General features: G+C 74.7%; 23 protein-coding genes and 1 riboswitch. Of the genes, 11 read left to right on the forward strand and 12 right to left on the reverse strand.

What is annotated here, in order from left to right:
• Positions 1-254: 254 nt before the first annotated feature.
• From PKE99_RS32320 to PKE99_RS32330, 3 genes are read right to left on the reverse strand one after another with little or no spacing between them, the layout of a single operon-like run.
• On the reverse strand, positions 255-1,397 hold the full coding sequence (locus PKE99_RS32320) for a pyridoxal phosphate-dependent aminotransferase (RefSeq protein ID WP_037052220.1): 1,143 nt from the start codon (positions 1,395-1,397) through the stop codon (positions 255-257).
• Between the two features lie 2 nt (positions 1,398-1,399).
• On the reverse strand, positions 1,400-2,395 hold the full coding sequence (locus PKE99_RS32325; RefSeq protein ID WP_037052223.1) for an alanine racemase: 996 nt from the start codon (positions 2,393-2,395) through the stop codon (positions 1,400-1,402).
• 9 nt (positions 2,396-2,404) lie between these two features.
• Positions 2,405-4,075 carry an SDR family oxidoreductase gene (locus PKE99_RS32330; RefSeq protein WP_037052226.1) on the reverse strand — a complete coding sequence of 557 codons (1,671 nt, stop codon included), beginning with the start codon at positions 4,073-4,075 and terminating at the stop codon, positions 2,405-2,407.
• Between the two features lie 153 nt (positions 4,076-4,228).
• Here PKE99_RS32330 and PKE99_RS32335 point away from each other — a divergent pair, with 153 nt between their 5' ends.
• Complete coding sequence (locus PKE99_RS32335; protein WP_231498398.1) at positions 4,229-5,536, forward strand: multidrug effflux MFS transporter; 1,308 nt, start codon at positions 4,229-4,231, stop codon at positions 5,534-5,536.
• 87 nt (positions 5,537-5,623) lie between these two features.
• On the opposite strand, the gene PKE99_RS32340 is transcribed toward PKE99_RS32335, so the two are convergent.
• Complete coding sequence (locus PKE99_RS32340) at positions 5,624-6,157, reverse strand: PadR family transcriptional regulator (RefSeq protein WP_037052228.1); 534 nt, start codon at positions 6,155-6,157, stop codon at positions 5,624-5,626.
• A 73-nt stretch (positions 6,158-6,230) separates the two neighbouring features.
• Here PKE99_RS32340 and PKE99_RS32345 point away from each other — a divergent pair, with 73 nt between their 5' ends.
• On the forward strand, positions 6,231-7,595 hold the full coding sequence (locus PKE99_RS32345) for a carotenoid oxygenase family protein (protein ID WP_037052231.1): 1,365 nt from the start codon (positions 6,231-6,233) through the stop codon (positions 7,593-7,595).
• A gap of 51 nt (positions 7,596-7,646) precedes the next feature.
• Here the strand turns inward: PKE99_RS32345 and yczE are convergent, their stop codons facing one another.
• Positions 7,647-8,309 (reverse strand): membrane protein YczE, encoded by a 663-nt coding sequence (yczE, locus tag PKE99_RS32350; RefSeq protein WP_081924652.1) that lies wholly within the window; start codon positions 8,307-8,309, stop codon positions 7,647-7,649.
• Between the two features lie 96 nt (positions 8,310-8,405).
• A riboswitch (ZMP/ZTP riboswitch) is annotated at positions 8,406-8,494 on the forward strand.
• Positions 8,495-8,508: 14 nt separating this feature from the next.
• On the opposite strand from yczE, the gene PKE99_RS32355 reads away from it, so the two are divergent.
• Entirely contained in the window at positions 8,509-9,366 is an 858-nt protein-coding gene (locus PKE99_RS32355) for a bifunctional 5,10-methylenetetrahydrofolate dehydrogenase/5,10-methenyltetrahydrofolate cyclohydrolase (RefSeq protein WP_037052232.1), read from the forward strand.
• 146 nt (positions 9,367-9,512) lie between these two features.
• Positions 9,513-11,384, forward strand: a complete 1,872-nt coding sequence (locus PKE99_RS32360; protein WP_037052234.1) for an ABC transporter ATP-binding protein — start codon at positions 9,513-9,515, stop codon at positions 11,382-11,384.
• Positions 11,385-11,399: 15 nt separating this feature from the next.
• Here the strand turns inward: PKE99_RS32360 and PKE99_RS32365 are convergent, their stop codons facing one another.
• A complete protein-coding gene (locus PKE99_RS32365) occupies positions 11,400-12,284 on the reverse strand; it encodes a TetR/AcrR family transcriptional regulator (RefSeq protein WP_037052236.1) in 885 nt (294 codons plus the stop codon).
• 150 nt (positions 12,285-12,434) lie between these two features.
• On the opposite strand from PKE99_RS32365, the gene PKE99_RS32370 reads away from it, so the two are divergent.
• Complete coding sequence (locus tag PKE99_RS32370; protein WP_051738144.1) at positions 12,435-13,661, forward strand: FAD-dependent monooxygenase; 1,227 nt, start codon at positions 12,435-12,437, stop codon at positions 13,659-13,661.
• Here PKE99_RS32370 and PKE99_RS32375 read toward each other — a convergent pair.
• Positions 13,636-14,148 carry a bifunctional nuclease family protein gene (locus PKE99_RS32375; RefSeq protein ID WP_037052238.1) on the reverse strand — a complete coding sequence of 171 codons (513 nt, stop codon included), beginning with the start codon at positions 14,146-14,148 and terminating at the stop codon, positions 13,636-13,638. The two genes, PKE99_RS32370 and PKE99_RS32375, sit on opposite strands and share 26 nt — an antisense overlap.
• Before the next feature lie 109 nt (positions 14,149-14,257).
• On the opposite strand from PKE99_RS32375, the gene PKE99_RS32380 reads away from it, so the two are divergent.
• Positions 14,258-15,382, forward strand: coding sequence for a DUF2332 domain-containing protein (locus PKE99_RS32380; RefSeq protein ID WP_051738145.1), 1,125 nt, complete (start codon positions 14,258-14,260; stop codon positions 15,380-15,382).
• A gap of 65 nt (positions 15,383-15,447) precedes the next feature.
• Positions 15,448-16,725 (forward strand): MFS transporter, encoded by a 1,278-nt coding sequence (locus tag PKE99_RS32385; protein WP_197040844.1) that lies wholly within the window; start codon positions 15,448-15,450, stop codon positions 16,723-16,725.
• On the opposite strand, the gene PKE99_RS32390 is transcribed toward PKE99_RS32385, so the two are convergent.
• A complete protein-coding gene (locus PKE99_RS32390; RefSeq protein ID WP_197040845.1) occupies positions 16,634-17,611 on the reverse strand; it encodes an AraC family transcriptional regulator in 978 nt (325 codons plus the stop codon). The two genes, PKE99_RS32385 and PKE99_RS32390, sit on opposite strands and share 92 nt — an antisense overlap.
• Before the next feature lie 136 nt (positions 17,612-17,747).
• On the opposite strand from PKE99_RS32390, the gene PKE99_RS32395 reads away from it, so the two are divergent.
• Together PKE99_RS32395 and PKE99_RS32400 are read left to right on the forward strand one after the other, a co-directional pair.
• A complete protein-coding gene (locus tag PKE99_RS32395) occupies positions 17,748-18,623 on the forward strand; it encodes an NAD(P)H-binding protein (protein WP_037052245.1) in 876 nt (291 codons plus the stop codon).
• Positions 18,624-18,794: 171 nt separating this feature from the next.
• Positions 18,795-19,070, forward strand: a complete 276-nt coding sequence (locus PKE99_RS32400; protein WP_037052248.1) for a hypothetical protein — start codon at positions 18,795-18,797, stop codon at positions 19,068-19,070.
• A gap of 84 nt (positions 19,071-19,154) precedes the next feature.
• Here PKE99_RS32400 and PKE99_RS32405 read toward each other — a convergent pair whose 3' ends face one another.
• From PKE99_RS32405 to PKE99_RS32415, 3 genes are read right to left on the reverse strand one after another with little or no spacing between them, the layout of a single operon-like run.
• A complete protein-coding gene (locus PKE99_RS32405; RefSeq protein WP_037052250.1) occupies positions 19,155-20,150 on the reverse strand; it encodes a Gfo/Idh/MocA family protein in 996 nt (331 codons plus the stop codon).
• Positions 20,147-21,622: a peptide MFS transporter gene (locus PKE99_RS32410; protein WP_037052253.1), complete on the reverse strand. Its 1,476-nt coding sequence runs from the start codon at positions 21,620-21,622 to the stop codon at positions 20,147-20,149. The genes PKE99_RS32405 and PKE99_RS32410 overlap by 4 nt, the downstream gene beginning before the upstream one ends.
• A gap of 47 nt (positions 21,623-21,669) precedes the next feature.
• Positions 21,670-22,131, reverse strand: coding sequence for a MarR family winged helix-turn-helix transcriptional regulator (locus PKE99_RS32415; RefSeq protein ID WP_037052256.1), 462 nt, complete (start codon positions 22,129-22,131; stop codon positions 21,670-21,672).
• Between the two features lie 75 nt (positions 22,132-22,206).
• On the opposite strand from PKE99_RS32415, the gene PKE99_RS32420 reads away from it, so the two are divergent.
• Together PKE99_RS32420 and PKE99_RS32425 are read left to right on the forward strand one after the other, a co-directional pair.
• Entirely contained in the window at positions 22,207-22,896 is a 690-nt protein-coding gene (locus tag PKE99_RS32420) for a DUF4386 domain-containing protein (protein WP_231498399.1), read from the forward strand.
• A complete protein-coding gene (locus PKE99_RS32425; protein WP_037052258.1) occupies positions 22,893-23,723 on the forward strand; it encodes an LLM class flavin-dependent oxidoreductase in 831 nt (276 codons plus the stop codon). The genes PKE99_RS32420 and PKE99_RS32425 overlap by 4 nt, the downstream gene beginning before the upstream one ends.
• On the opposite strand, the gene thpR is transcribed toward PKE99_RS32425, so the two are convergent.
• Positions 23,710-24,246 (reverse strand): RNA 2',3'-cyclic phosphodiesterase, encoded by a 537-nt coding sequence (thpR, locus tag PKE99_RS32430; RefSeq protein WP_197040846.1) that lies wholly within the window; start codon positions 24,244-24,246, stop codon positions 23,710-23,712. The two genes, PKE99_RS32425 and thpR, sit on opposite strands and share 14 nt — an antisense overlap.
• Between the last annotated feature and the right edge of the window lie 33 nt (positions 24,247-24,279).

The raw sequence follows: 24,279 nt of genomic DNA on the forward strand, positions 1-24,279 counted from the left end.
GCGTCATCACAGAGCGCCGGGCGGAGAACTTCCGGCTCGTCTCCTACGACACCCCCAAGGGCTGCATCGCCGCCTACTACCCCGAAACCAACCCCCTGGTCCCCCTCGACTCCCAGGCCCTCGAGTCGGGCACCCCCACCTCGAAATGGGTCGTCGTCCGCCTCGAACGGGCGTGAGAACACGTCGGCGCGGCAACCCCGCCGAACCCGCCTGACCTCGTGAGTGGCGATAGTCGCTCTAGCGACTATCGCCACTCACAGCGGACGAAGTCGCTGGACCGCCTCGCGGAGCACCTCGTCGCGCTTGCAGAAGGCGAAGCGCAGGAGGGTCGGGGTGAGGTGCGGGTCGTCGCAGAACACGCTGACCGGCACCGCGGCCACGCCGAGCCGCTCGGGCATGGCGCGGGCGTAGGCGGCGGCGTCGGTCACGCCGAGCGGGGCGAGGTCGGCGACCACGAAGTACGTGCCGCTCGGCTCGAACACCCGCATCCCGGCCTCGCGCAGGCCGTCGGCCAGCAGGTCCCGCTTCGGCCGCAGGTCGCCGGAGATCGCGGCGAACACGTCGTCGGGCAGGGCGAGGGCGTTCGCGACGGCCGGCTGGAACGGAGCGCCGCCGGCGAAGGTCAGGAACTGCTTCACCGCCCGCACGGCCGCGACGAGCTCGGCCGGCCCGTGCACCCAGCCGATCTTCCAGCCCGTCACGGAGAAGGTCTTGCCGGCGCTGGAGATCGTGAGCGTGCGCTCGGCCATGCCCGGCAGCGTGGCCATCGGGACGTGCTCGGCCCCGAAGGTCATGTGCTCGTAGACCTCGTCCGTGATCACGACGGCGTCGTGCTCGATCGCGAGGTCCCCGATCGCGCGCAGGGTGTCCCGGCCGAACACCGCGCCCGTCGGGTTGTGCGGGGTGTTGACCAGCACCGCCCGCGTGCGCGGCCCGAACGCCGCCCGCAGCTCGGCCGGGTCGGGCTGGAAGTCCGGGGCGCGCAGCGCGACGGTCCGGCGCGTGGCCCCGGCCATCGCGATCACGGCCGGGTAGGAGTCGTAGTAGGGCTCGAAGACCACGACCTCGTCGCCCGGCTCGCAGAGCGCGATCACCGCCGACGCGATCGCCTCGGTGGCGCCCATGGTGACGAGCACATCGGCGGGATCGACGGAGAGGGAGTGGAAGCGCTTCTGGTGCGCCGCCACCGCCTCGCGCAGCGCCGGCAGGCCCGGGGCCGGCGGGTACTGGTTGACCCCGCCCTCGATGATCGCCGCGGCGGCGTCGGCCAGCAGCGATGCCGGCCCGTCCGTGTCCGGGAAGCCCTGCCCGAGGTTGATCGCGCCGGTGCGGACGGCGAGCTGGGTGATCTCCGCGAAGATCGTGGACGTGAAGGGGCGCAGCCGCGGGACCAGCATGGCTACCACCCTCGCATGTCCACGGCCCAGCGCTCGGCGACCTGCTCGCCGTCGACCAGCCACATCGCATCGTGCAGCGCGACGGTCGGGTCGACGTGCGCCGGCACCACCCGGATCCGGTCGCCGACCCGCAGCCGCAGGTCCCCGGGCGCGAACGTGGTGTGCTCGTCCGAGCAGAACCAGACCTGGGCGCCGGGGATGGTCGGGTTGCCGTGGTCCATGCCCAGCGCCTTGAGCCCGACGTCGACGACCGCCCACTCCGCCGACATCGAGATCACCGTGCCCAGTACGAACACCGCCTGCTCGAACGGGTGCCCGAGCTGGGTGTAGGCGCTGTCCATCAGCGCGTACGAGCCGGCCTGGATCTCGGTGGCCCACTCGTTCACGTCGTACGTGCCGGTGCCGCCGGCGCTGACGAGCTCGCCGCCGACGTCCCGGGCCGCGGCCGCGAGCTTCTCCATCGCCTCGCGCACGAGCCGGCGCCGCTCCTCGGCGGGCTGGACCATCATCAGGTGGCCCTCGTAGCCCATCACGCCGCGCACCTCGAGGCCGTTGCGCCGGGCGAGATCGGCCAGCTCGCCGGCCCGCTCGGGCGGGCAGCCGCAGCGGGGCAGGCCGACGTTCACGTCGATCACCACCTCGAGGACGTTGCCGCGCAACGCCGCCGCGATCGTCTCCCGGGAGTCGACGGCCAGGGTGATCCGGGCGCCGTCGCGGACGAGCTTGCCGAGCCGGGAGGCGTCGACGACCTCGTTGGCCAGCAGCAGGTCGCCGCCGAGGCCGTGCTCCGCCATGACCTCGCACTCGCGGATCGTGGCGCAGGTGAAGCCGGGATGGCCGTTGTCGCGCTGCCAGCGCGCGAGCGACGTGCACTTGTGCGCCTTGACGTGCGGGCGCAGCCGGGCGCCGGGGAGCGCGGCGCTCATGGTGTCGAGGTTGCGGCGCAGGGCCCCGCGCTCGACGAGCAGCGCGGGGGTGGTGAGGTCGTCGACGCGCACGTGCGGACGCTACATGCTCGGGACGGGCAGGCGGGCGAGGCGGCGGAGGGCGCCGGGAGCCACCTTGGACAGTGCGTAGGCGGTGCGGCTCTCCACTGTGAGCAGCTGGATCGGCCGGTTCGCCTCGACGGCGGCGACCACCGCGTCGGCCACCTTGTCCAGCGGGTACCGGCGGCGCTTGAGCAGCCGGTCGGCGGAGCGGCGCCGCTCGGCCGCCGTCGCGTCGTCGACCCCGACGAACCGCGCGGAGCCGCCGATGCCGGTGGGCAGGAAGCCGGGGCACAGGGCCGTGACGCCGATGTCGTCGACCGCGAGCTCGGCGCGCAGGCACTCCGACAACATCAGCACCGCGGACTTGGTGGCGCAGTAGGCGGGCAGGAAGGTCGTCGGGGTGAACGCGGCGGCGGAGGCCACGTTGACCAGGTGCCCGCCCTCGCCGCGCTCACGCATCCGGGCCGCGAACAGCCGGCAGCCGTGCACCACGCCCATCAGGTTGACGTCGACGATCGCCCGCCAGTCCGCGGGCTCGTGGGCGAGGAAGGGGCCGGAAACCGCGATGCCGGCGTTGTTGACCACGACGTCCGGCACCCCGACCTCCGCGCACACCCGGTCGGCGAACGCGGCCATCGCGTCGGGGTCGGCCACGTCGACCTGGTAGGCGTGCCCTCCGGTCTCGAAGGCCGTCTGCCGCGCCGTCGAGAGCTCCTTGTCCGCCGCGACGACCACCGCGCCCCGCCGTGCGAAGCCGCGGGCCACCGCCCGGCCGATCCCGCTGCCCGCACCGGTCACCAGCACGACCCGGTCGGTCCACCGGCCCGGGGTCGGTCGCGTGCGGCGCGGCGCCCCGGTGGGCGCGGACACGGCGTCGACCAGCTCGCGCACGCAGCGCGCGACCACCTCCGGGCGGCTGCGGGGCAGCCAGTGCCCGCCCGCCACCCTGCGGAACCGGAAGTCGTCGGCGAACCGCTCGGCGCTCGCCTGCAGGGCCTCCGTGACGTACCGGTCCCCGGACGGGGCCAGGACCTGCACCGGGACCTCCGTGCGCCGCTCCCCGCCGCCGCGGCCGAGGTTGGCGCGGTAGAGCTCGAGCCCGCGCACGGCGTCGCGCGCCGCGGGCCGCGGGATCCCCTCCCGGCGGGCGACGAGCCCACCCGCCAGGCCCGAGCGCCAGGCCAGCTCGGGCAGCACCGGCAGCCGGAAGAACCCGACGTACCAGGAGCGGCGCAACTGCCGGAGCCGGTCACGCAGCCGCGCGCTGCGCCCGAACGCCCCGATGTGCGCCAGGGACGGGCCGGAGATCGAGGTGTAGGAGGCGAACCGCGTGCGCAGCGCCGGGTCGGTGACGGCGTGCCAGCCCTGGATCGAGCCCCAGTCGTGCGCGAGCAGGTGCACCGGCCGGTCGGGGGCGACGGCGTCGAGCACCGCGACCAGGTCGGCCGCCAGCCGCTCGACCCGGTACCCCTCGCGGTCCGCCGGGGCCTGCGACGCGCCCGCGCCGCGGACGTCGTAGGTCACCACCCGGAAGGTGTCGGCCAGCAGGGGGACGACGCCGTCCCACACCGTGTGGTCGTCCGGGTAGCCGTGCACCGCGACGACGACCGGGGCGCCCTCCGGGCCGGTGACGTGGACGGCCAGGTCCAGGCCGTCCGGGGTGCGGACGGTACGTGCCTCGCTGCGCATGGGGCCGAGCGTAGCTACTCGCGAGTACGTGACCCATGACACACCTGTTCGGGGAACCGGAACAGCACGCCGGTCATCGGGCCTTGAACCACCCGGAACACCACCGGCGGGTACGAACCGCGACCGAGCGACGTCGCCGGGCGATCCGGACCCGTGAGTACCAGGAAGGCCCCGCCGTTGCCCACACCACCAGCGACACCCGCGCCCACGACGCCCGGCCGCGCGCGCATCGCCCTGCTGCTGGGCGCACTGATCGCGCTCGGCCCGCTCACCATCGACATGTACCTGCCCGCGCTGCCGGGCATCGCGACCGAGCTGCAGACGTCCTCGTCGACGATCCAGCTCACCCTCACCGGCACGCTGATCGGCCTGGCGTTCGGCCAGCTGTTCATCGGCCCGCTCGCCGACGCCGTCGGCCGCCGCAAGCCCCTCCTCGCCGGCACGGCGCTGCACGTCGTGTCCTCGCTGCTCATCGTGGTCGCGCCGAACGTCGAGGTGCTCGGCGTGCTGCGCGTGCTGCAGGGCGTCGGGTCCGCCGCCGGCGCGGTCGTCGCGATGGCCGTGGTCCGCGACCTGTTCACCGGCCGCGCCGCGGCCACCCTGCTCTCCCGGCTGATGCTCGTGATGGGCGCGGCCCCGGTGCTCGCCCCGACCCTCGGCGGGGAACTGCTGCGGGTCGCGGACTGGCGCGGCGTGTTCGTCGCGCTGGCCGTGTACGGCCTGGTCATCCTGGGCGTGCTGTACTTCGCCCTCGGCGAGACGCTGCCGCCGGAGCGCCGCCGCAGCGCCGCCGTCGGACCCACCCTGCGGGCCTACGGCGCGCTCTTCCGCGACCGCGTCTACGTCGGCCTGATCCTGGTCGCCGGGTTCGCGATGGCCGGCATGTTCGGCTACGTCTCCGGGTCCAGCTTCGTGTTCCAGCAGGAGTTCGGGCTCGACGCCCAGCAGTTCGGCCTGCTGTTCGGCGCCGGCGCGATCTTCCTGATCGGGGCGACGCAGGCCAACGCCGCGCTGCTGCGCCGCTTCGAGCCGCGGCAGCTGCTGCTCACCGCCAGCGTGTCCGGGACCGTCGCCGCGGCCGTGCTCGCCCTGCTCGCCGGTACCGGGACCGGCGGACTCGTCGGCGTGGTCGTGCCGCTCTGGGCGGTGCTGGCCTCGGTCGGGCTCGCCCTGCCCAACGCCCCGGCGCTCGCCCTCTCCCGGCACGGCGAGCGCGCCGGCACCGCGGCGGCGCTGCTCGGCGCGGTCCAGTTCGGGGTCGGCGCCCTGACCTCCCCGGTCGTCGGGCTGCTCGGCAACGACGCGCTGGCCATGGGGCTGACCATCGCCGGCTCGCAGGTGCTCGCGCTGACCATGCTGCTCGCCGTCGTCCGGCCCTGGACGCTGGGGAACATCGACGAGGAGAGCGCCCCCGCCGCCGTCGAGCCCGAGCTCGTGGACGAGCGTCCCGCCGTCGCCTGACCGGCACCACCGCCTGATCCGCACCCCACCGACGGCCCCGGCCCGCGCCCGGGGCCGTCGGCGTTCTCGGGGCTCTCGCGGGAGCGCTCAGGCCCCCTGCTCGCGCTCCAGGCGCTCGATCGCCCACCGCGCCCAGTCACGGACCGCCTCATACTGCCGCAGCCCGAACTCCGCCGCGAGCTGGCCGAATCCCTCCGCGCCGGTCATCGGTGCGTCGGCGTGCTCCTCCCGGACCTTCCGCAGGTCGGTGACGCCCTGGTCGGTGGCCTCGGCGATCCGGTGGAGCACGACGAGCGCGTCGGCCGGCTCGAGCGCGGACAGCAGGAACATGCGCAGCACCTGCTCGTTGCGGACCTTGGCCTGCTTCGGCGGGGTCAGCAGCCAGGTGCGCAGCTCCTCGCGGCCCGCCGGGGTGACGTCGTAGGTCCGCGCGCCCCGGGCGCCCTCGTGCGCGACCTCCACCAGGCCGGCCTCGGCCATCCGGTTCAGCTCCGGGTAGATGCTCGTGTGGCCCGCCTGCCAGGCGTACCGGCCCAGGTCGCGCTCGAAGGCCTTGGTCAGCTCGTACCCGCTCCGGGGGTGGACGGAGAGCAGACCCAGCAGTGCGTGCGACAGCGACATGCGCACAGCCTACCTGTCGAACCCGACATGTCAGTATTGACATGTAGTGCATGGAGGGTGCACCGTTCTCCCCATGACGACGACGGAGACGCCGCTCTACCTGCAGGGCCACCTCGCCCCGGTGCCGGACGAGATCGAGGCCGTCGACCTGCCCGTCACGGGAACGCTCCCACCGGAGCTCACCGGCCGGTACCTCCGTAACGGGCCCAACCCGCTGCCGGGCGAGAACGCCGGGCACTGGTTCGCGGGCCACGGGATGCTGCACGGCGTCCGACTCCGGGAGGGCCGCGCCGAGTGGTACCGCAACCGCTGGGTCCGCACCGGTGCGCTGGAGGGCCACCCCTTCGTGCGCCCGGACGGGACCTTCGACCGCACCGCCGTCCACGCCAACACCCACGTGATCGAGCACGGCGGGCGGATCCTGGCGCTGGTGGAGAACGGCCTCCCGTACGTCGTGACGCCGGAGCTCGAGACCGTCGGCCCGGACGACTTCGCCGGCCGCCTCACCACGGCGATGACCGCGCACCCCAAGACCGACCCGGTCACCGGGGACCTGCACTTCTTCGGCTACTCGCCGCTGCCGCCGTACCTCACCTACCACCGGCTCTCGGCGGGCGGCGAGCTCGTGGAGAGCGCCGAGGTCCCGGTCGCCGGGCCGACGATGATGCACGACTTCGCCGTCACCGCCCGGCACGCCGTGTTCCTCGACCTGCCGATGACCTTCCAGATGCGGGCCGGCCTGCCCTACGGCTGGGACGACGCGTACGGCGCGCGGCTCGGCGTCATGCCGCTGGACCGGCCCGGCGCGGTGCGGTGGTTCGAGATCGACCCCTGCTACGTCTTCCACGTCGGCAACGCGTACGAGGACGAGGCGGGACGGATCGTGCTCGACGTCGCCCGCTACACGCGCGACGCCATCGCGGCCACCTGGCAGGCCATCGGCCCGAGCCCGTCCGGGCACGCGGCGGCCGCCGCGGCCGCGGGCGTCGCCACGCTGCACCGCTGGACGATCGACCCGGCCGCCGGGACCGTCGCCCAGGCCCAGCTCTCCGAGGCGGGCCTGGAGTTCCCGACCGTCGACGACGAACGGGTCGGCCGGCCGAACCGGTACCTCTACGCCGTGTCCGACACCGAGGGGATCCTGCAGCACGACGCCGAGCGCGGCACGGTCGCGGCGCACGGGCTCGGGCCGGACGTCGTCGCCGGAGAGGCCGTGTTCGTCCCGTCCGGGGCGCCGGACCGCGCCGAGGCGGACGGCTGGCTGCTCTCCATCACCACCACCCGGGACGGCAAGGCCTCCGAACTGCTGGTGCTCGACGCCACGGACGTCGCCGGTGCGCCCGTCGCGCGGGTGACGCTGCCGCGCGGCGTGCCCGCGGGCTTCCACGGCTCGTGGATCCCCGACGAGGACGTTCGACGGTCTACCTGCTGCCCGTAGACGTCTCGGTCGACGTGACCGAGGCGCTGTGGATCGCCACGTTCGTCGGGCTCATGGTGTGGAACGGCTGGTACGTGCGGCGGGCGCAGAAGCGACGGGCCGCGGGTCGCCCGTAACCCGGAACAGCGGGAGGAACGCCTGCGTGAGCGGGCCGATCGCCAGCGCGTAGAGCGCCGTCCCGATCCCGACGGTGCCGCCGAGCAGCCAGCCGGTGGCCAGCACCACGACCTCGATCGCCGTCCGCACCAGCCGGATCGACCGGCCGGTGCGGGCGGCGAGTCCCGTCATCAGGCCGTCCCGCGGGCCCGGGCCGAGCCGCGCGCCGATGTACGCGGCCGAGGCCACGCCGTTGAGCACGATCCCGCCGACCATCAGCCCGACCCGCGCGGGCCAGGTGTGGGCCTCGGGGATCAGGGCCAGGGCGGCGTCGACGGACACGGCGATCACCACGACGTTGGCCACGGTCCCCACGCCCGGGCGCTGCCGCAGCGGGATCCACAGCAGCAGCACCACGGCGCCGGTGATCGCGGTGATCAGCCCGAAGCTCAGCGGCAGCCGCGTCTCCAGGCCCTGGTGCAGGACGTCCCACGGGTTGAGCCCGAGCGCCCCGCGGACCTGCATCGCCATGGAGGTGCCATAGAGGGCGAGGCCGGCGAGCAGCTGCGGGAGCCGGCGGAGCGGGGCGTGCGTGACGGGGAGCGGGCGGAGATCCACCCTCCCAGGATCCTTCGAGGTGGCCTTCCCACCAAGGGCCAATTCCCGCGCAGTGGCTGCGGCCGGGCGGCGGTCGGTGCGCACGTGGAACAATCATGGCGAACGCGCGACTGGCGGCATACCGAGGATGGCAACGACCATCGGGGAGCTGACGTCCGCGGGGGTCGACCGCCTGGGCCCCCGCGTCACGAGGGAACCCATGACCGCACGACTGCTACCCGGCAAGCCCGTCGCCGATCGCGTCCTGGCCGACGTCACCGCCCGGGCGGACGCGCTGCGCGCCCGCGGCGTCACACCCAGCCTGGCCACGATCCTCGTCGGCGACGACGACGCCTCCGCCGGCTACATCCGCATCAAGCAGAAGCAGGCCGCCGAGCTCGGCATCGACTCGCCGCACACGCACCTGCCGCAGGACGCCACCCAGGAGCGGCTGGTCGCGGCCATCCGCGGCTACAACGACGACCCCGCGGTGCACGGCCTGCTGATCCAGTACCCGGTGCCCGGCCACCTCGACTACGACGCCGCGCTGGCCGAGATGGACCCGGACAAGGACGTCGACGGCATGCACCCGATGAACATGGGTCGCCTCGCCGTCGGCCTGCCCGGGCCGCTGCCCTGCACGCCCGCGGGCATCGAGGAGCTGCTGGCCTTCCACGAGATCCCGGTCTCCGGCCGCGAGGTCGTGATCCTCGGCCGCGGCGCCACCCTCGGCCGCCCGCTGGCGATGCTGCTCGCGCAGAAGCGGCCCACCGCCAACGCCGCGGTCACCGTGGTGCACACCGGCGTCCCGGACTGGGACCGGTACACCAGGCGCGCCGAGATCCTCATCGCCGCGGCCGGCGTCCCGGGCATCATCCAGCCGGAGCACGTGAAGCCGGGCGCGACCGTGATCGGCGGCGGGGTCCGGTACTCCGGGAAGCGGCTGCTCCCGGACGTCGACGAGTCCTGCGCCGAGGTGGCCGGCGCCATCACCCCGCGGGTGGGCGGGGTGGGCCCCACCACCGTCGCCATGCTCTTCCGCAACGTCATCACGGCCGCGGAGAAGGCGACCAAGTGACCCCGTGAGTGGCGATAGTCGCTATGGCGACTATCGCCACTCACGAGGGGTTGTGCCTGCGGATCCGCGCCGGTCCGCCCAGGACGTCCGAACCGTGGATCAGCGACGCTTGACCTGTAGTTCACTTCAGGTTCTACCGTCCCCTCATGGACGTGAACACCTGGAGCGCCCTGCGCACCGCCTCCCGCGAGCGGGAAGAGACGCGGGCGCCGGTGCCCGTCACGCTGCGACGGATCGCGGGGTTCGCGCGGCCGCACAAGCGGCGGATCGCCGCGTTCGTGCTGCTCAGTGTGGCGGGGGCGGTGCTGACCGTCGTCACGCCGCTGCTCGCCGGGCGGGTGGTCGACGCGATCGACGCCCGGGAGGGGCTCCGGGTCGTCGGCGGGCTGGCCGGGTTGATCGCCGTCGTCGCGGTCGCCGAGGCCGGGCTGGGGCTGCTCACCCGCTGGTTCTCCGCGACGATCGGCGAGGGCCTGATCCTGCAGCTGCGCACGGCGGTGTTCGACCACGTGCAGCGCATGCCGGTCGCGTTCTTCACCCGCACCCGCACGGGCGCGCTGGTCAGCCGCCTGAACAACGACGTGCTGGGCGCGCAGCGGGCTTTCAGCGACACGCTGTCCGGGGTGGTCGGCAACGTCGTGACGCTGGTGCTGACGCTCGCGGTGATGCTGAGCATCTCGTGGCAGGTCACGCTGCTCGCGCTGGTCCTGCTGCCGGTGTTCGTGGTGCCGGCGCGGCGGATGGGCTCGCGGCTCGCCCGGCTGCAGCGCGAGGCCGCGGACCACAACGCCGCGATGAGCACGCAGATGACCGAGCGGTTCTCCGCACCCGGCGCCACGCTCGTCAAGCTGTTCGGCCGGCCTGCGGAGGAGTCGGCGGAGTTCGCCTCGCGGGCCGGGCGCGTGCGCGACATCGGCGTGCGCTCGGCGATGGTGCAGTGGGTGTTCGTGACGGCGTTGACGCTGGTCTCGGCCCTGGCGCTCGCACTGGTCTACGGCGTCGGCGGCGGGCTCGCGCTCGGCGGGATGTTGGCGCCGGGCGCGGTCGTGTCCCTCGCGATGCTCCTGACCAGGCTCTACGCGCCCCTGACCGCGCTGGCCGGAGCCCGGGTCGAGGCGATGGGCGCGGTCGTCAGCTTCGAGCGGGTCTTCGAGGTGCTGGACCTGGAGCCGGCGATCCAGGACCCCGACGAGCCGCGCGCGCTGCCGGCCGGGCCGCTCGACGTCCGGTTCGACCACGTCGACTTCGCCTACCCGGCCGCGGCGCGGGTGTCGCTGGCCTCGCTGGAGGAGGTCGCGACGCTCGACGCCCGCGGGGGCGACACCGTGCTGCACGACGTCTCGTTCACCGTCCCCGCCGGCTCGCTGACCGCGCTGGTCGGCAGCTCCGGCGCCGGCAAGTCGACGATCGCGCAGCTGCTCGCCCGGCTCTACGACGTCGACGGCGGCACGGTGTCGGTCGGCGCGGTCGACGTCCGGGACGTGCGGGCCGCGGACCTGCACGGCGACGTCGGGTTCGTGACCCAGGACGGCCACCTCTTCCACGACACGATCCGCGCGAACCTACTGCTGGCCGCGCCGGGGGCGAGCGAGGACGAGCTGTGGTCGGCGTTGCGGCGGGCCCGGCTCGGCGCGCTGGTCGCGACACTGCCGGACGGGCTGGACACCGTCGTCGGCGAGCGGGGCTACCGGCTCTCCGGCGGGGAGCGGCAGCGGCTGACGATCGCGCGGCTGCTGCTCGCCAAGCCGCGGATCGTGGTGCTCGACGAGGCCACGGCCAGCCTCGACTCCACCTCCGAGGCGGCGGTGCAGGCCGCGCTGGCCGAGGCGCTCGACGGGCGGACGGCGCTGGTGATCGCGCACCGGCTGTCCACGGTGCGCGACGCGGACCAGATCCTCGTCGTCGAGCAGGGACGGATCGCGGAGCGCGGCACGCACGAGCAGCTCCTGGCGCGGTCCGGCCGCTACGCCGAGCTCTACCGCACCCAGTTCGACGAGCCCGTCGAGACGGCGGCCTGACCGTGGTGGGTGCGACTACCGCTGCTCACGGGGAAGCAGGGCCGCGATGCCGTCGAGCATCCTCGCCAGGCCGGTCTCGAAGATCGTGTCCAGGTCGAAGCCCGTGTCGGTCCGGAGGAACACCCGGACCGCGTTCGGGAAGGCACCGGATTCCATGAGCGCGCGGTTCTCGGTCTCGCGGGCGCGGATCCACTGCCAGAGCGTCAGGCCCGTCTCGGCCTCCTCCCGCGCCTCGGCCTCGAGGCTCGCGGCGGAGCCGTGCACGTACCCGAACAGGGCGAGGTGCAGCCGGAAGATCGTGGGGTCGTCGAGGCCGAGGCCGGTGAGGGCACGCAGGTTCCACTCCGAGTACGGCATCTGGTTCGGCCCGGCGTAGGGCCGGGTCATCGACGTCGTGCGGGCCACCCAGGGATGCCGGCGGTACAGCGCCCACAAAGACCGCAGGGAGACCTCCAGCTGCGCCCGCCACCCCGGCGGCGGGACCGGGGGCAGCGGGAACTCGCCGAAAACGGCGTCGCGCATCAGCAGGAGCAGTTCCTCCTTGCCGGGCACGTGCCGGTACAGCGACATCGCCCCGGTCCCCAGCTCCGCGGCGACCCGGCGCATGGACAGTGCGTCGATGCCCTCGGCGTCGGCGATCCGGATCGCGGCGCGCAGGATCCGCCCGCGGCCGAGCTCGGGCTCCGGCTCCGCCACTCCGCCCGCGACGACCGTCCCGACGCCGGGCAGCACCCGGACGAGCCCCTCCTGCCGTAGCGCCGCGATCACCTTGCTCGCCGTGGCCATCGCGACGCCGAACTCCGCGACGATCTGCCGGGTCGACGGGATCCGGTCGCCCGGAGCCAGGTCGCCGGCGGTGATCCGGGCCCGGATGACCTCGACGACCTCCGTGTACGCCACGTGCCCTCCCCCGCACCCAGTGCACTCCGGGTGCACCACGAAGGTGCACTAGAGCGCGTTCCGCCATCCGATCGTATCCGCAGCGAGAAGCATTGAGAACACCTGCGTACGCCGTACCTTCAGTGCATCAGCACCAAGGAGGTACGCACCATGACCCGCACCGTCCTCATCTCGGGGGCCGGGATCGCCGGCCCCGCCCTCGCCTACTGGCTGGAGCGGCGCGGCGTCGCCGTGACCGTCGTCGAGAGCGCCCCGGCCCCGCGCCCGGGCGGCCAGACCGTCGACCTGCGGGGTGCCGGGCGCACCGTCGTCGAGCGGATGGGGCTCATGCCCGCCGTGCGCGCCGCGTGCATGGACCAGGAGGGCCTCGCGTACGTCGACGCGACCGGGCGGCACCTCGCCGAGATGCGGGTCGCGGACCTCGGCGGCGACGGCATCGTCAGCGAGTACGAGATCCTCCGGGGCGACCTGTCCCGGATCCTCCTCGGGGCGACGACCGCGGAGTACCTCTGGGGCGTGCGGGTGACCGCGCTCGACGACGGGCCGGACGGCGTCGCCGTGACCTTCTCCGACGGCGGGACGCGCACGTTCGACCTGGTGGTGGGGGCGGACGGACCGCACTCCGGGATCCGGTGGCTCGCGTTCGGGCCGGAGGAGGAGTTCGTGCGGCCCGTCGGCGGCTACACGGCCTGGTTCACGGCGCCGGACCCGGTCGGCCTCGACGGCTGGTACGAGATGTACAACGAGCCCGGCCGCGTCGCGTCGATCCGCCCGGACAGCACGCCCGGCCGTGCGAAGGCGGGGCTGTCGTTCCTCTCCGAGCCGCTGGAGTACGACCGCCGCGACCTCGCCGCCCAGCGCGCGATCGTCGCCGAGCGGATGCGCGGCACGGGCTGGGTCGCCCCACAGCTGCTGGCCGCCATGGAGACCGCCGACGACTTCTACCTCGACCTGGTCGCCCAGGTCCGGATGGACCGCTGGAGCACGGGCCGGGTCGCCCTCGTCGGCGACGCCGGCTACGCCCCCTGCCCGCTCACCGGTATGGGCACGAGCCTGGCCCTGGTCGGGGCGTACGTGCTGGCCGGCGAGCTGGGCCGGCACGCCTCGCACGAGGCCGCCTTCGCCGCCTACGAGGAGCGGATGCGCCCGTACGTCACGCAGGGCCAGGTGCTGCCGCCCGGCGGCATTCGCGGCTACGCGCCGCACAGCCGGGCCGCGATCCGCAACCGCATCTGGACGATGAAGCTCATGGTCAGCCGACCGCTGCGGGGGCTCGCGCGCCGGCTGTTCTTCACCCGGGCCGAGGCGATCGACCTGCCGGACTACGACGCGGACCGCGACGACCGCGCGGTCACCGCCGGAAGTCGTCCGGCGTGACGTCGTCGAGGAACTCCCGGAACTCCCGCAGCTGCTCGTGGGGCGGCGCGTCGGTGCCGTCGGGGAACACCTCGGAGGTGTCCTGCCCGACCTCGTCGAGGATGGCGTCGGCCACCCCGATCGCCAGCCCCTCGCGCACCGCGACGGCGAGCGCGTCGCTGGGCCGGACCTTCACCCGCACCTCGGCCGCGGCCTCGTCGCGCAGCACGAGCTCGGCGGTGTAGACGCCGTCGACCAGGTCGGTGATCTCCGCGCCGGTGAGGCGGGCGCCGAGCGCTCCGACGAGCGGGACCAGCACGTCCTGCACGAGGGCGGTCTCGCCGGCGGCCGGGTCGCCGCCCTCGCGCGGGCCCACCGCGATCACCTCGGCCTGCTGCGGCCGCAGGAAGATCGGTACGCACCGTTCCCCGTCGACCTCGCCGAGCACCAGCACCGGTTGCCGGCTCCGCGCATGGACGACGAGCCGGAGCACCTGCATCGCGCGCATCCATCCAGTGTGCTGGATCACATGCGGACCCCCTGTCTCAGATCGAGACTGCTCACGACCCGGCGCCGTACCTGCTAACGAGACGGGCGACGGGCGCGAGCCCGGACGTGTGAGCCAGCGGACCGCGCAGGTCGTCTCCCAGGCCAGGGCGGTCGCCGACGCCTGGTCCGCGCCCGGTGCCCCGGCGAGCTGGTGGCTCACCGCCGCCCTGCTCCGCGGCATCGCCGACGACGAGGTGCTGCTCGGGATCGCGGCCGACCTCCCGCCCGACCGCCAGCCCGCCCTGCTGTTGTCCGCCGCGGTCCGGAAGCTCGCCGTCGAGCGCGGCGGTGACCTCGCCCGCTACTTCCCGGTGCCCGGCGAACCGCAGCCCGCGCAGGACGCCGGCTTCACCCCCGCGCTCGCCGCCTTCGCCCGCGCCGAACGGGAGGAGCTCGCGCGGTTGTGCGCGGGACACCGCTACCAGATGACCGAGGTCGCGCGGTGCCTCGACGTGCTCCCGGCGCTGGCCGTGGTCGCCGCCGAGGACCCCCGTCCGCTCGCCCTGGTCGACCTCGGCACGGGAGCCGGGCTGGGCCTGCGCCCCGACCGCTACGCCTATTGCTACCGGCTGCCGGACGGCCGCGAGCTGCGCTGCGGAGCGGGCCCGTTGGAGCTGTCCTGCGAGGTCCGCGGGGGGACGCCGCCGGTCCCGCCGCAGCCGCCGGTGATCACCGCCCGGGTGGGCGTCGACGTCGAGCCGCACGACCTCGCCGACCCCGCCACCCGGACCTGGCTGGCCGCCTGCGTGCCGCCCGAGGCCGGCGCCGTGTCCCGGTTCGCCACCGCGACCGACCTCGCACTGGCGGACCCGGAGCCGATCGTGCGCGGGGACGTCGTCGACGTGCTGGTCGACGTCGTCAGCGGGCTGCCGTCGGACGCGCTGGTGTGCCTCGTGGACACGTACGTGCACGTCTTCCTCGGGCCGGAACGGCTGGCCGCGTTCGGCGACGCGCTCGCCCGGGCCGGCCGGGACCTCGAGTGGATCTCGGTCGACCCGCTGGTCCCGCTGGGACCGGAGGCCCGCAGCACGGTCCAGGGTCTGGCCGTGCCGGACCACTGGATCGCGGAGAACCGCGAGGGCGGGGTGTTCGGGGTGATCGGGCGGGTCTCGGTGCGCGACGGCGAGCGGCGCGGCACGGTCCTCGGCCGCGCCCACCCGAGCGCGGCCTGGCTGGAATGGCTGCCGGGCTGACGTCCGACCGCCGCCCGGCCGGAACGGACTCCCGGCCCGACGCCTGATCGGGTTACGGTGCCCGGGTGCGGGGACGAGGGCGTCACGCGGTGCCGGGCTGGGCCGCCCTGTGGTTCGTGGTCTTCGCCGTGGCCTACGGCACGAACGTCCCCACCCCTTTGCTGCTGCACTACCGCGCGACGCTCGGGTTCTCGCCGACCGCGCTGACCACGGCGTTCGGGGTGTACGCCGCCGGGCTCGTGCCGGCCCTGCTGCTCGCCGGACCGTGGTCGGACGCGGTCGGCCGGCGACGGGTGGTCGTCCCGTTCGTGGCGCTCGCGCTGGTCACCACGCTGGCCTTCCTCGCCGTACCCGCGGCGCCGTGGGTGCTGTTCGCGGGGCGGTTCCTGCAGGGCGCGGTGTCGGGGGTCGTGTTCAGCGTGGGCACGGCCTGGCTGGGCGAGCTGATGTCGACGACCGGCGACGGCGGCGCCCGGGCCGCCCGGCTGACCGCGGTCGCCCTGGGCGGCGGCTGGGCGCTCGGGCCGCTGGTGTCCGGGCTGCTCGGGCAGTGGGCGCGCGGGCCCGCGGTGCTGCCCTACCTCGTGCACGTCGCCCTGATGCTGCCCGCGCTCGCGCTGCTGCCGCGCGTACCGGAGACGCTGGCGCCCGAGCACCGGCGGACCGGCGGCCCGCTGGTGAACCTCGGGGTCCCGCCGGGCTCCGGGCGGGCCTTCGGGCTGGTGGTCGCGCCGATCGCGATCGGGGTGTTCGCCTTCGCCGCGACCGCGGTCAACGTGCTGCCGCTGGAGCTGGAGCCGGTCATGCCCGGGATCGGCGTGGCCGTCACCGGGCTGGTGGCGGGGCTGACGATGGGGACCGGCGTGGTCGTCCAGCCGCTGGTCCGCCGCCTCGGGACGACGTGGGCCGGCGCGATCGCCCTGGCGCTCGGCGCGGCCGGCATCGCCCTCGGGCTGCTGGCCGACCTCACCGGGGCGTGGCCGCTGGTCGTGCCCGTGTCCGTCCTGCTCGGCCTCGCCTACGGGATCTGCCTCGCGACCGGCCTCACGCTCGTCGCGCGCCTGGCCGACCCGGCCGCCCGCGGCGCCCTCACCGGCACCTTCTACGCGTGCTCCTACCTGGGCTTCTTCGTGCCCGTGCTGCTCGCGGTCGTGGGCGGCGGGCACGGCTTCGTCCCCGGTCTCGCCGGGCTCGCGGTGGTGTCCGTGCTGGCCGCGGCCTGGCTGGCGACCCCGGCCGCGCGGGCGCTCGTCACCCCACGGCCGTCTCCCACCCCGCCGGAGCGTCCCGCGCCGCGAGGGCCCGCCGCGCCGCACCCGGCGGCTCCCCCACCACCCGGGTGAAGGCCCGGCTGAACGCCGCCTCCGACCGGTAGCCGAGCTCCGCCGCGATCCGGGCCACCGTGTCCCCGCCCGCGAGCCGGTCCAGCGCGACGTGCATCCGCCACCGCGTCACGTACGCCATCGCGGGCTCACCCACCAGCGCGGTGAAGCGCGCCGCGAACGCCGAGCGGGACATCGCGACCTCGGCCGCCAGCGCGGCGACCGACCAGTCCCGCGCCGGGTCGCGGTGCACCAGCGCCAGCGCCCGCCCGATCTGCGGGTCGGCGAGCGCGCCGAGCCAGCCCGTGCGGGCGGTCGCGGCGGTCCCCATCCAGGTCCGAATGGCCTGGATGACCAGCACGTCGGCCAGCCGCGTGATCACGGCCTCGCCGCCGGGGCGCAGCTCCTCCACCTCCAGGGCGATGAGGCGCAGGGTGTCCCGCAGCCGGTCGGTCAGCGGCGAGACGGGCACGTGGATCAGGTCCGGCAGCAGCCCGACGAGCGTGCGCGCGGCGGGATGGTCGAAGCGGACCGCGCCGCAGACCATCGTCGCCGGCGCCCCGCCGCCACCGTGCCGGAGCACGGCGTAGCGCGAGTCCGGCATGTCGTGCGGGATCGCGAGGATCGACGGCGTCGACGCCCGCGGATCGCTGCGCAGCACGTGCCCCTCGCCGCGCGGGACCAGGACGAGGTCGCCCTCGCGGAGCTCCCGCACGCCGTCGCCCACCTCGAGCAGGCAGCCGCCGGCGGTCACGACGTGGAACCACAGGCAGCCCGGCATCGCGGGCAGCGTGAAGCCCCAGGGCGCGGACAGCTCCGAGCGGCAGTAGAAGGTCCCGCTCATCCGCAGCACGTGCAGGGCCTCCCCGACGGCGTCCGTCGGCGTCCAGGGCGGGTGCAACGTCACGACACCACTGTCGCGGCGGTGTGCCCGTGGGTCCAGACCATCTGGACGATCGAGCAAGAAACCCGGATACTCGACCGTTCTCCGTCCTCGCCGCCGGCCCCAGGCTGGACGCACACCACCGAGGAAGGGACATGACATGATCACCGTTCTGGGCGCCACGGGGAACACCGGCGGACGGGTCGCCGCGCGGCTCGCGGAGGCCGGCGAGCAGGTCCGGGCGGTCTCCCGCTCCGGCCGCGCCGTCCCCGGGGCCGAGCCGTGGCAGGGCGACGCCGGCGACCGCGACTTCCTGACCCGGGCCTTCACCGGGGCGGACGCGGCCTACGTCCTGCTGCCGTTCGACCTGTTCACGCCGGACTACCACACCGTGCAGGACCGCCTCGGCGAGGCGGTCACCGCGGCGCTGCGCGCGGCCCGGGTGCCGTACGTCGTGGCGCTGAGCGCGTTGGGCGCCGAGGTCCCCGCGGGCACCGGCTACCTCACCGCGCTGCACCGCCAGGAGCAGCGGCTGCGCACCCTCGACGCCGACGTGCTGTTCCTGCGGCCCGGGCTGTTCTTCGAGTCGTTCCTGTACAGCCTCGACGCCATGCGGGCCGAGGGCGTCCACGCCGACACGATCGACCCCGGCACCCGGCTGCCGATGATCGCGACCCGGGACGTCGGCGACGCGGCCGCCGCCGCCCTGCTCACCCGCACCCGCACGGGCGTGCGCGAGCTGCTCGGCCCGGTCGACCTCACCGTGCCCGAGGCGCTCGCGGACCTCGGACCGCGGGTCGGGCTGCCGGGCCTCGGCTACGTGCGGGTGCCCGAAGAGGCCATGATCGGCGCGCTCGAGCAGGTGGGGATGCCGCCGGACGTCGCCGCCCTGCACGTCGAGATGAACGCGGCGTTCAACTCCGGGCTCGTCCGGTCGTCCGGGCGGACCGCCGACGCGACCACGCCCACGACCGTCGCGACGTGGGCCGGCGGGCTGGGGGTGGCGGCATCATCCTCCCCGTTCTCGTCACCCTGACAACTATCGGGACTGCGCTGCTGCACACACTGCTCACGGTGGCGGCGGCCGTACTGCTCGTGGTGTGACCGAGCGGGGGATGGCCCGGGGCGGGCGGACGGGGCAGAGTGGGTCCCCGGTCCGCTTCCCCCGGGCCACGTCCTTTGTTCGGCACGACCCTCGGGGGAACCGGTGCATCCGTACGAGCGCCGCCGTCACGCCGCCCTGCGCGCGGACCAGGAGATCATCGGCCGGGCCGCGGCCTGGCTGCGGCACGACGCCGTCCAGGCCGGCTATGCGGGCCTCACACATCCGGAGTACGCCTTCGGCCTCGCCTCACTGCTCGACGAGATCGCCCTGCGGGCCGCCGAGGACGAGCACCTCCGCACCCATGCGGTCCGGATCTGCCGGACCATGCTCGGCGACCGGATGGACATGCCCACCACCCGCCGGACCCGCCGCCGCTGAGCCTGTGAGTGGCAATAGTCGCTATAGCGGCTATCGCCACTCACAGGGAGTTGTCCACAGGTTCGTCCACACCTGTGGATCGAACTACTGTTCGAGGTCCGCGGGGCCCTCGGCGACGGCCATGCCGAGCTGGTCGGCGACCTGGCCCATGATGTCCTGCACCGCCACGGTTTCGGCCAGGGGCATCACGGCACTCTCGGCCAGCCCGGCCTTGACGCCCTCGGTCACCTCGGCGATCTCGTGCGAGTAGCCGGCGCCGGTCGGGGGGAGGTGCAGTTCCTCGGGCTCGTGGCCGTTGCGGTGCACGAGCAGGCGGGACGGGTGGTGGAAGCGCGGCGGCACCTCCATCCAGCCGCCCGTGCCCACCACCCGCGCCATCCCCGGGGACTGGCAGCGCAGCGAGGCGAAGAGGGTCGCGCTGCGGCCCTCGGGGTAGCCGAGCAGGATCGCCTCCTCGACGTCGACGCCCTCCTCGACCATGTAGCCGTGCACGGTGACCGACTCCGGGTTGCCCAGCACCATCTGGGCGAACGAGATCGGGTAGACGGACAGGTCGAACAGGGCACCGCCGCCGAGCGCGGGGTTGTAGAAGCGGTCGTCGGGGCTGCTGGGCTGCTGTGCGCCGAGGTCGGCCTGGACGGCCATGACGTCGCCGATCGCGCCCTCGGCGACGAGCTCGCGCATCCGCACGATCGCGGGCTGGAAGCGCGTCCACATCGCCTCCATCACGAACAGGCCTCGCTCGGCCGCGAGCGCCGCGATCTCCCGCGTGGCCTCCGGCGACACCGTGAAGGCCTTCTCGACCAGCAGCGCCTTGCCGGCCCGGAGCCCGGCGAGGGCCACCGCGCGGTGCAGCGGGTGCGGGGTGGCGATGTAGAGGACGTCGACGTCGGGGTCCTCGACGATCCCGCGGTAGGTGTCGTGCACCGTGCCGGCGCCGACCTCGGCCGCGAACGCCTCCGCCCGCTCCTTCGACCGCGATGCGACCGCCACGACCTCGGCGTCCGGCACGTGGGCGAAGTCCGCCGCCACCTTCCGCGCGATGCGCCCCGGCCCGACGATTCCCCAGCGGACGGTCACCTGACCCCCTCCATGAGCCGCTTCAGCAGCGGCGTCGACAGCACGACGAGCACGCCGATCGCGATCGCGACGGCCCCGAGCACCCCGAAGTACGCGCGCTCGGACTCCTCGCTGTAGAAGCCCGCCAGGGCCCCCGAGAGCGCGCTGCCGAGCGCCACGGACAGGAAGAACAGCCCGACCATCTGGGCCCGGAAGGCCTCCGGCGCGAGCTTCGTCGACACCGACAGCCCGACCGGCGAGATCATCAGCTCGGCGATCGTGAACACGAACAGGACGCCGATCAGCCCGAGCAGCGGCGCACTGTTCGGGCCGCCGCCGGCCATCGGCAGGAACAGCAGGAACGCCACGCCCATGATCGCCGCGCCGAGCCCGAACTTCACCGGGGTCGGTGGCTGGCGCGACCCGAGCTTCGTCCACAGGGCGGCGAACACCCCCGACAGCACGATGATGAAGATCGGGTTGATCGACTGGACCCACGCGACCGGGAACTCCCAGCCGAACAGGTTCCGGTCGAGGCGCTGGTCCGAGTAGATCGTCACCACCGTGAACTGCTGCTGGTAGAGCGACCAGAAGGCCGCGCTGGCGATCCACAGCGGGATGAACGCGAGCACCCGGTGCCGTTCGACGGGGGTCACCCGCCCGCTGCCCAGCATCAGGGCGAAGTAGCCGACGGCGGCGGCGCTCGTCACGACGATCACCGCGAGGTCGAGCCGGTCGGCGCTGAGCACCCCGGTCAGGGCCAGCACCACGATCACGACGACGGCGAGGGCGCCGCCCACGATCGCGCGGCGGCGCTCCCGGTCGCCCAGCGGGGACGGGACCTCGTGCGCCTTGGCCGGCAGGTTCTTGCGCCGGATCGCGTACTGGATCAGCCCGGCGGCCATGCCGACCGCGGCGAGGCCGAAGCCCACGTGGAAGCCCGCCGTGGACTGCAGCAGCCCGGTGAGCAGCGGCCCGACCAGTGCGCCGAGGTTGATGCCCAGGTAGAACAGCGAGAACCCGGCGTCGCGCCGCTCGTCGTCCGGGGCGTAGAGGGTGCCGACCAGGGACGTCGCGTTGCCCTTCACCCCGCCGCTGCCGAGGGCGACCAGCACCAGGCCGACGCCGACCCCGGCCAGGCCCGGGATCACCGCGAGCGCGATGTGCCCGGCCATGACCACGATCGCGGCATAGAAGAGGGTCCGTTCCGCGCCCAGCACCCGGTCGGCGAGCCAGGTCCCGACGATCGTGGACAGGTAGACCAGGCCGCCGTAGGCCCCGACGATGCCGGCGGCGGTGGCCTCCGGGATCCCCAGCCCGCCCTGCTCGGCGGAGTAGTACAGGTAGATCAGCAGGATGCCCTGCATCCCGTAGAAGGAGAACCTCTCCCACATCTCCACCCCGAAGAGGGCGGAGAGCATGGACGGCTGGCCGAAGAAGCCGCGATCGGCGTGCTCCTGGGCCGACGGAGCCGCGGGCCGGGTGTCGCTCATGCTCGACACCCTGTCATCGCCCGCCGCCGGCGGCATCGCCTGGAGGTCTACAACCGCCGGTATCCCGGGTGGACACCCGGCGTGAGCCCGTGGGCGTCGGCCAGCCGGGCGAGCAGGTCGCGTAGCCGGGTCCGGTCGGCCTCGTCGAGCGGGCCGCAGATCGCGTCGTCGTGCGCCCGGCCGACCTCGGCGATCCGCCGCAGCAGGGCCTCCCCGGCCTCCGTGAGGTGCAGGGCGTGCAGGCGCCGGTCGTCGGGATTGCGGCGGCGCTCCACCAGGCCGCGCTCGTCCAGCCCGTCGACCAGTGCGACGAGCCGGCTGGGCGGTGTGCCGAGCAACCGGGCGAGGGCCTGCTGCGACTGCCCGGGCTCGGCCGCGATCGCGCGCAGCAGGCCCGTCTGCGGCGGGGTCAGGTCGAGCTCCGCGATCCGTTCGGCGAAGCGCCCCGCGGCATGGGCGCCCAGCTGCGCCAGCAGGAAGGCGGAACCGGGGCCGCTCGGGTCGATCACGGGAGAACCGTATCCCTTGACAAACTGTATACACAAGTGAACGATTCTTCTGCGTAACGGATCACAGGGGGAACGATGACCATGACCGCCACCCGGCCCGCACGCACCCGCCCCGATCGTCAGGGCGGGCCTCCACTCCTCGTGCCCGCGCTCGCCTTCGCCGCGCTCACCGTCGCGGGGGCCGTGCTCGGCTCGTCGGGCCCACGGCCCGGCACCGGCGCCGAGGCGACGCTCGTCTGGACCGCCGCCCACGGCACCCTGATGTCGGTCGGCGCCGCCCTGCTGCTCGGGTCGGCGTTCCCGCTGGTCGTCTACGCCGCCACGGCCGTGTGGCGGCTGCAGCGGCTCGGCGTCACCGCGCCCGGCCCGCTCATGGGCTTCGCCGGCGCCGTGCTGGCCGCGGGCTCGCTCGGCGTCAGCGCGCTGGTCGGGTGGGTCGCGGCGCAGACCGCCGGCCTGGGGGACGCCGCGCTGGCCCGCGCCCTGGTCTGGCTCTGGTTCGCGGCGGGCGGGATCGGCTTCGCGGCGCCGCTCGGCCTGCTGCTGCTCGGCCTGGGGGTGCCGGCCCTGATCCGTCGGCTTGTGCCGCGCTGGCTCGCGTGGGCCGCGCTGGTGATCGGCGGCCTCGCCGTGCTCAGCACGTTCGCGCTGATCACGGACGCGCTCTACCCGCTCATCCCGGTCGGGCGGTTCGGCGGCGTCCTCGTGCTCGTGGCGTTCGCCGTGGCCCTCCCGGCGACCCGGAACCCGGAGCCGGCCCGATGAGCCGGCCGTTCCGCTTCGGGGTCGTCGCGGCGCCGCAGGGGCCGGGCGAGGCCTGGGCCGCCCGCGCCCGCCGCGTCGCCGACCTCGGCTACTCGACCCTGCTCGCCCCGGACAACCTGCACCTGCACGCCCCACTGCCCGCGCTCGCGACGGCCGCCGCGGCCGCGCCCGGCCTGCGGGTCTGCCCGTTCGTGCTGGCCGGGCCGCTGCGCACCCCCCGCGCCACCGCGTGGGAGGCGCACACGATGACCGCGCTGACCGGCGGCCGGTTCGACCTCGGCCTCGGCACCGGCCGGCCCGCGGCCCGCGCCGAGGCCGAGGCGCTCGGCATGCCCTGGGGCACCGCGGCCGAGCGGCTCGCGCAGGTCCGGGCGGCGATCGCGGCGCTGCGCGAGCTCGACGGCAGGGCCGAAACCCCGGTCCACACCCCGGTGCTGATGGCCGCGTCCGGGCCGAGGGCCCTCGGGCTCGCCGCGGAGGTGGCGGACATCGTCACCCTCGCCGCGCAGCCCACCACCCCGCGCCCCGAGGTCAAGCGCATGGCCGGGGACCTGCGGGCCCGCGCCGCCGGCCGCGACCTCGAGATCGGCATGAACGTCTTCGTGGTGGGCGACGAGATCCCGGACTGGGCGGTTCGCTGGGCCGGCCCGGGGGCGGCGGAGGCGCTGCGCGACCCGGACACCCTCGCGGTGCTGCGCGGCACGCCGGACGAGATGGCCGCCGAGCTCGACCGTCGGCGTGCCGAGCTGGGCGTGAGCTACCTGGCCGTGAGCGAGCCGTTCGCCGAGGCGCTCGCGCCGGTGGTGGAACGGCTCACCGGGAACTGAGCGGCCAGGTCGCCAGGTCGTCGTAGGCCGGGCCGGGGCGGCTGCGGACCAGGTGCAGCGCCTCGGCCCGCCACGGCCGCCCGGCGAACCCGGCCAGTGCCCGGACGGCCTGGGCGAGCCCGCTCACGCCGCCCCGCCCGCGGGCCAGCGTGAGGTGGGCCCGGAAGGGCCGGTCCTCCAACGCGACGCCGGCGGTGCGGACGGCCGCGGCCACCCCGGCCGCGAGGGTGGCGAGCCCGTCCGTGTCGCCCGTGAGCCCGGTCCACAGCACCCGCTCGCCGAATCGCCCGGCGCCGGACAACGCCAGCTCGACGGGCGCGCCGCCGGCGGCGACCGCGGCCAGACCGGCCTGCACGCCGTCGAGCGTCTCCCCGTCGACCTCGCCGAGGAAGGCCAGGGTCAGGTGCCACTGCTCCGGGCTCGTCCACCGGACCCCGCGGAGGTCCCGGCGCACGGGCGCCACGGCGGCCACCAGCTCCGCGACCGCCTCGGGCGGCGGCACGACGGCGACGAACACACGCACGAGCCCGATCCTGCCCGGCGGCGGCAACGGGCG

Source organism: Pseudonocardia halophobica, assembly GCF_027922425.1.
GTDB classification, from domain to species: domain Bacteria; phylum Actinomycetota; class Actinomycetes; order Mycobacteriales; family Pseudonocardiaceae; genus Pseudonocardia; species Pseudonocardia halophobica.

Bases quoted from the DNA above. Each gene is read 5' to 3' on its own strand.
- PKE99_RS32395 (WP_037052245.1), top strand. From the start codon at position 17,748: ATGATCACCGTTCTGGGCGCCACGGGGAACACCGGCGGACGGGTCGCC.
- PKE99_RS32425 (WP_037052258.1), top strand. From the start codon at position 22,893: ATGAGCCGGCCGTTCCGCTTCGGGGTCGTCGCGGCGCCGCAGGGGCCG.
- PKE99_RS32375 (WP_037052238.1), bottom strand. From the start codon at position 14,148: ATGCGCGCGATGCAGGTGCTCCGGCTCGTCGTCCATGCGCGGAGCCGG.
- PKE99_RS32320 (WP_037052220.1), bottom strand. From the start codon at position 1,397: ATGCTGGTCCCGCGGCTGCGCCCCTTCACGTCCACGATCTTCGCGGAG.
- PKE99_RS32345 (WP_037052231.1), top strand. From the start codon at position 6,231: ATGACGACGACGGAGACGCCGCTCTACCTGCAGGGCCACCTCGCCCCG.
- PKE99_RS32340 (WP_037052228.1), bottom strand. From the start codon at position 6,157: ATGTCGCTGTCGCACGCACTGCTGGGTCTGCTCTCCGTCCACCCCCGG.
- PKE99_RS32370 (WP_051738144.1), top strand. From the start codon at position 12,435: ATGACCCGCACCGTCCTCATCTCGGGGGCCGGGATCGCCGGCCCCGCC.
- PKE99_RS32420 (WP_231498399.1), top strand. From the start codon at position 22,207: ATGACCATGACCGCCACCCGGCCCGCACGCACCCGCCCCGATCGTCAG.
- PKE99_RS32330 (WP_037052226.1), bottom strand. From the start codon at position 4,075: ATGCGCAGCGAGGCACGTACCGTCCGCACCCCGGACGGCCTGGACCTG.
- PKE99_RS32355 (WP_037052232.1), top strand. From the start codon at position 8,509: ATGACCGCACGACTGCTACCCGGCAAGCCCGTCGCCGATCGCGTCCTG.
- PKE99_RS32410 (WP_037052253.1), bottom strand. From the start codon at position 21,622: ATGAGCGACACCCGGCCCGCGGCTCCGTCGGCCCAGGAGCACGCCGAT.
- PKE99_RS32360 (WP_037052234.1), top strand. From the start codon at position 9,513: ATGGACGTGAACACCTGGAGCGCCCTGCGCACCGCCTCCCGCGAGCGG.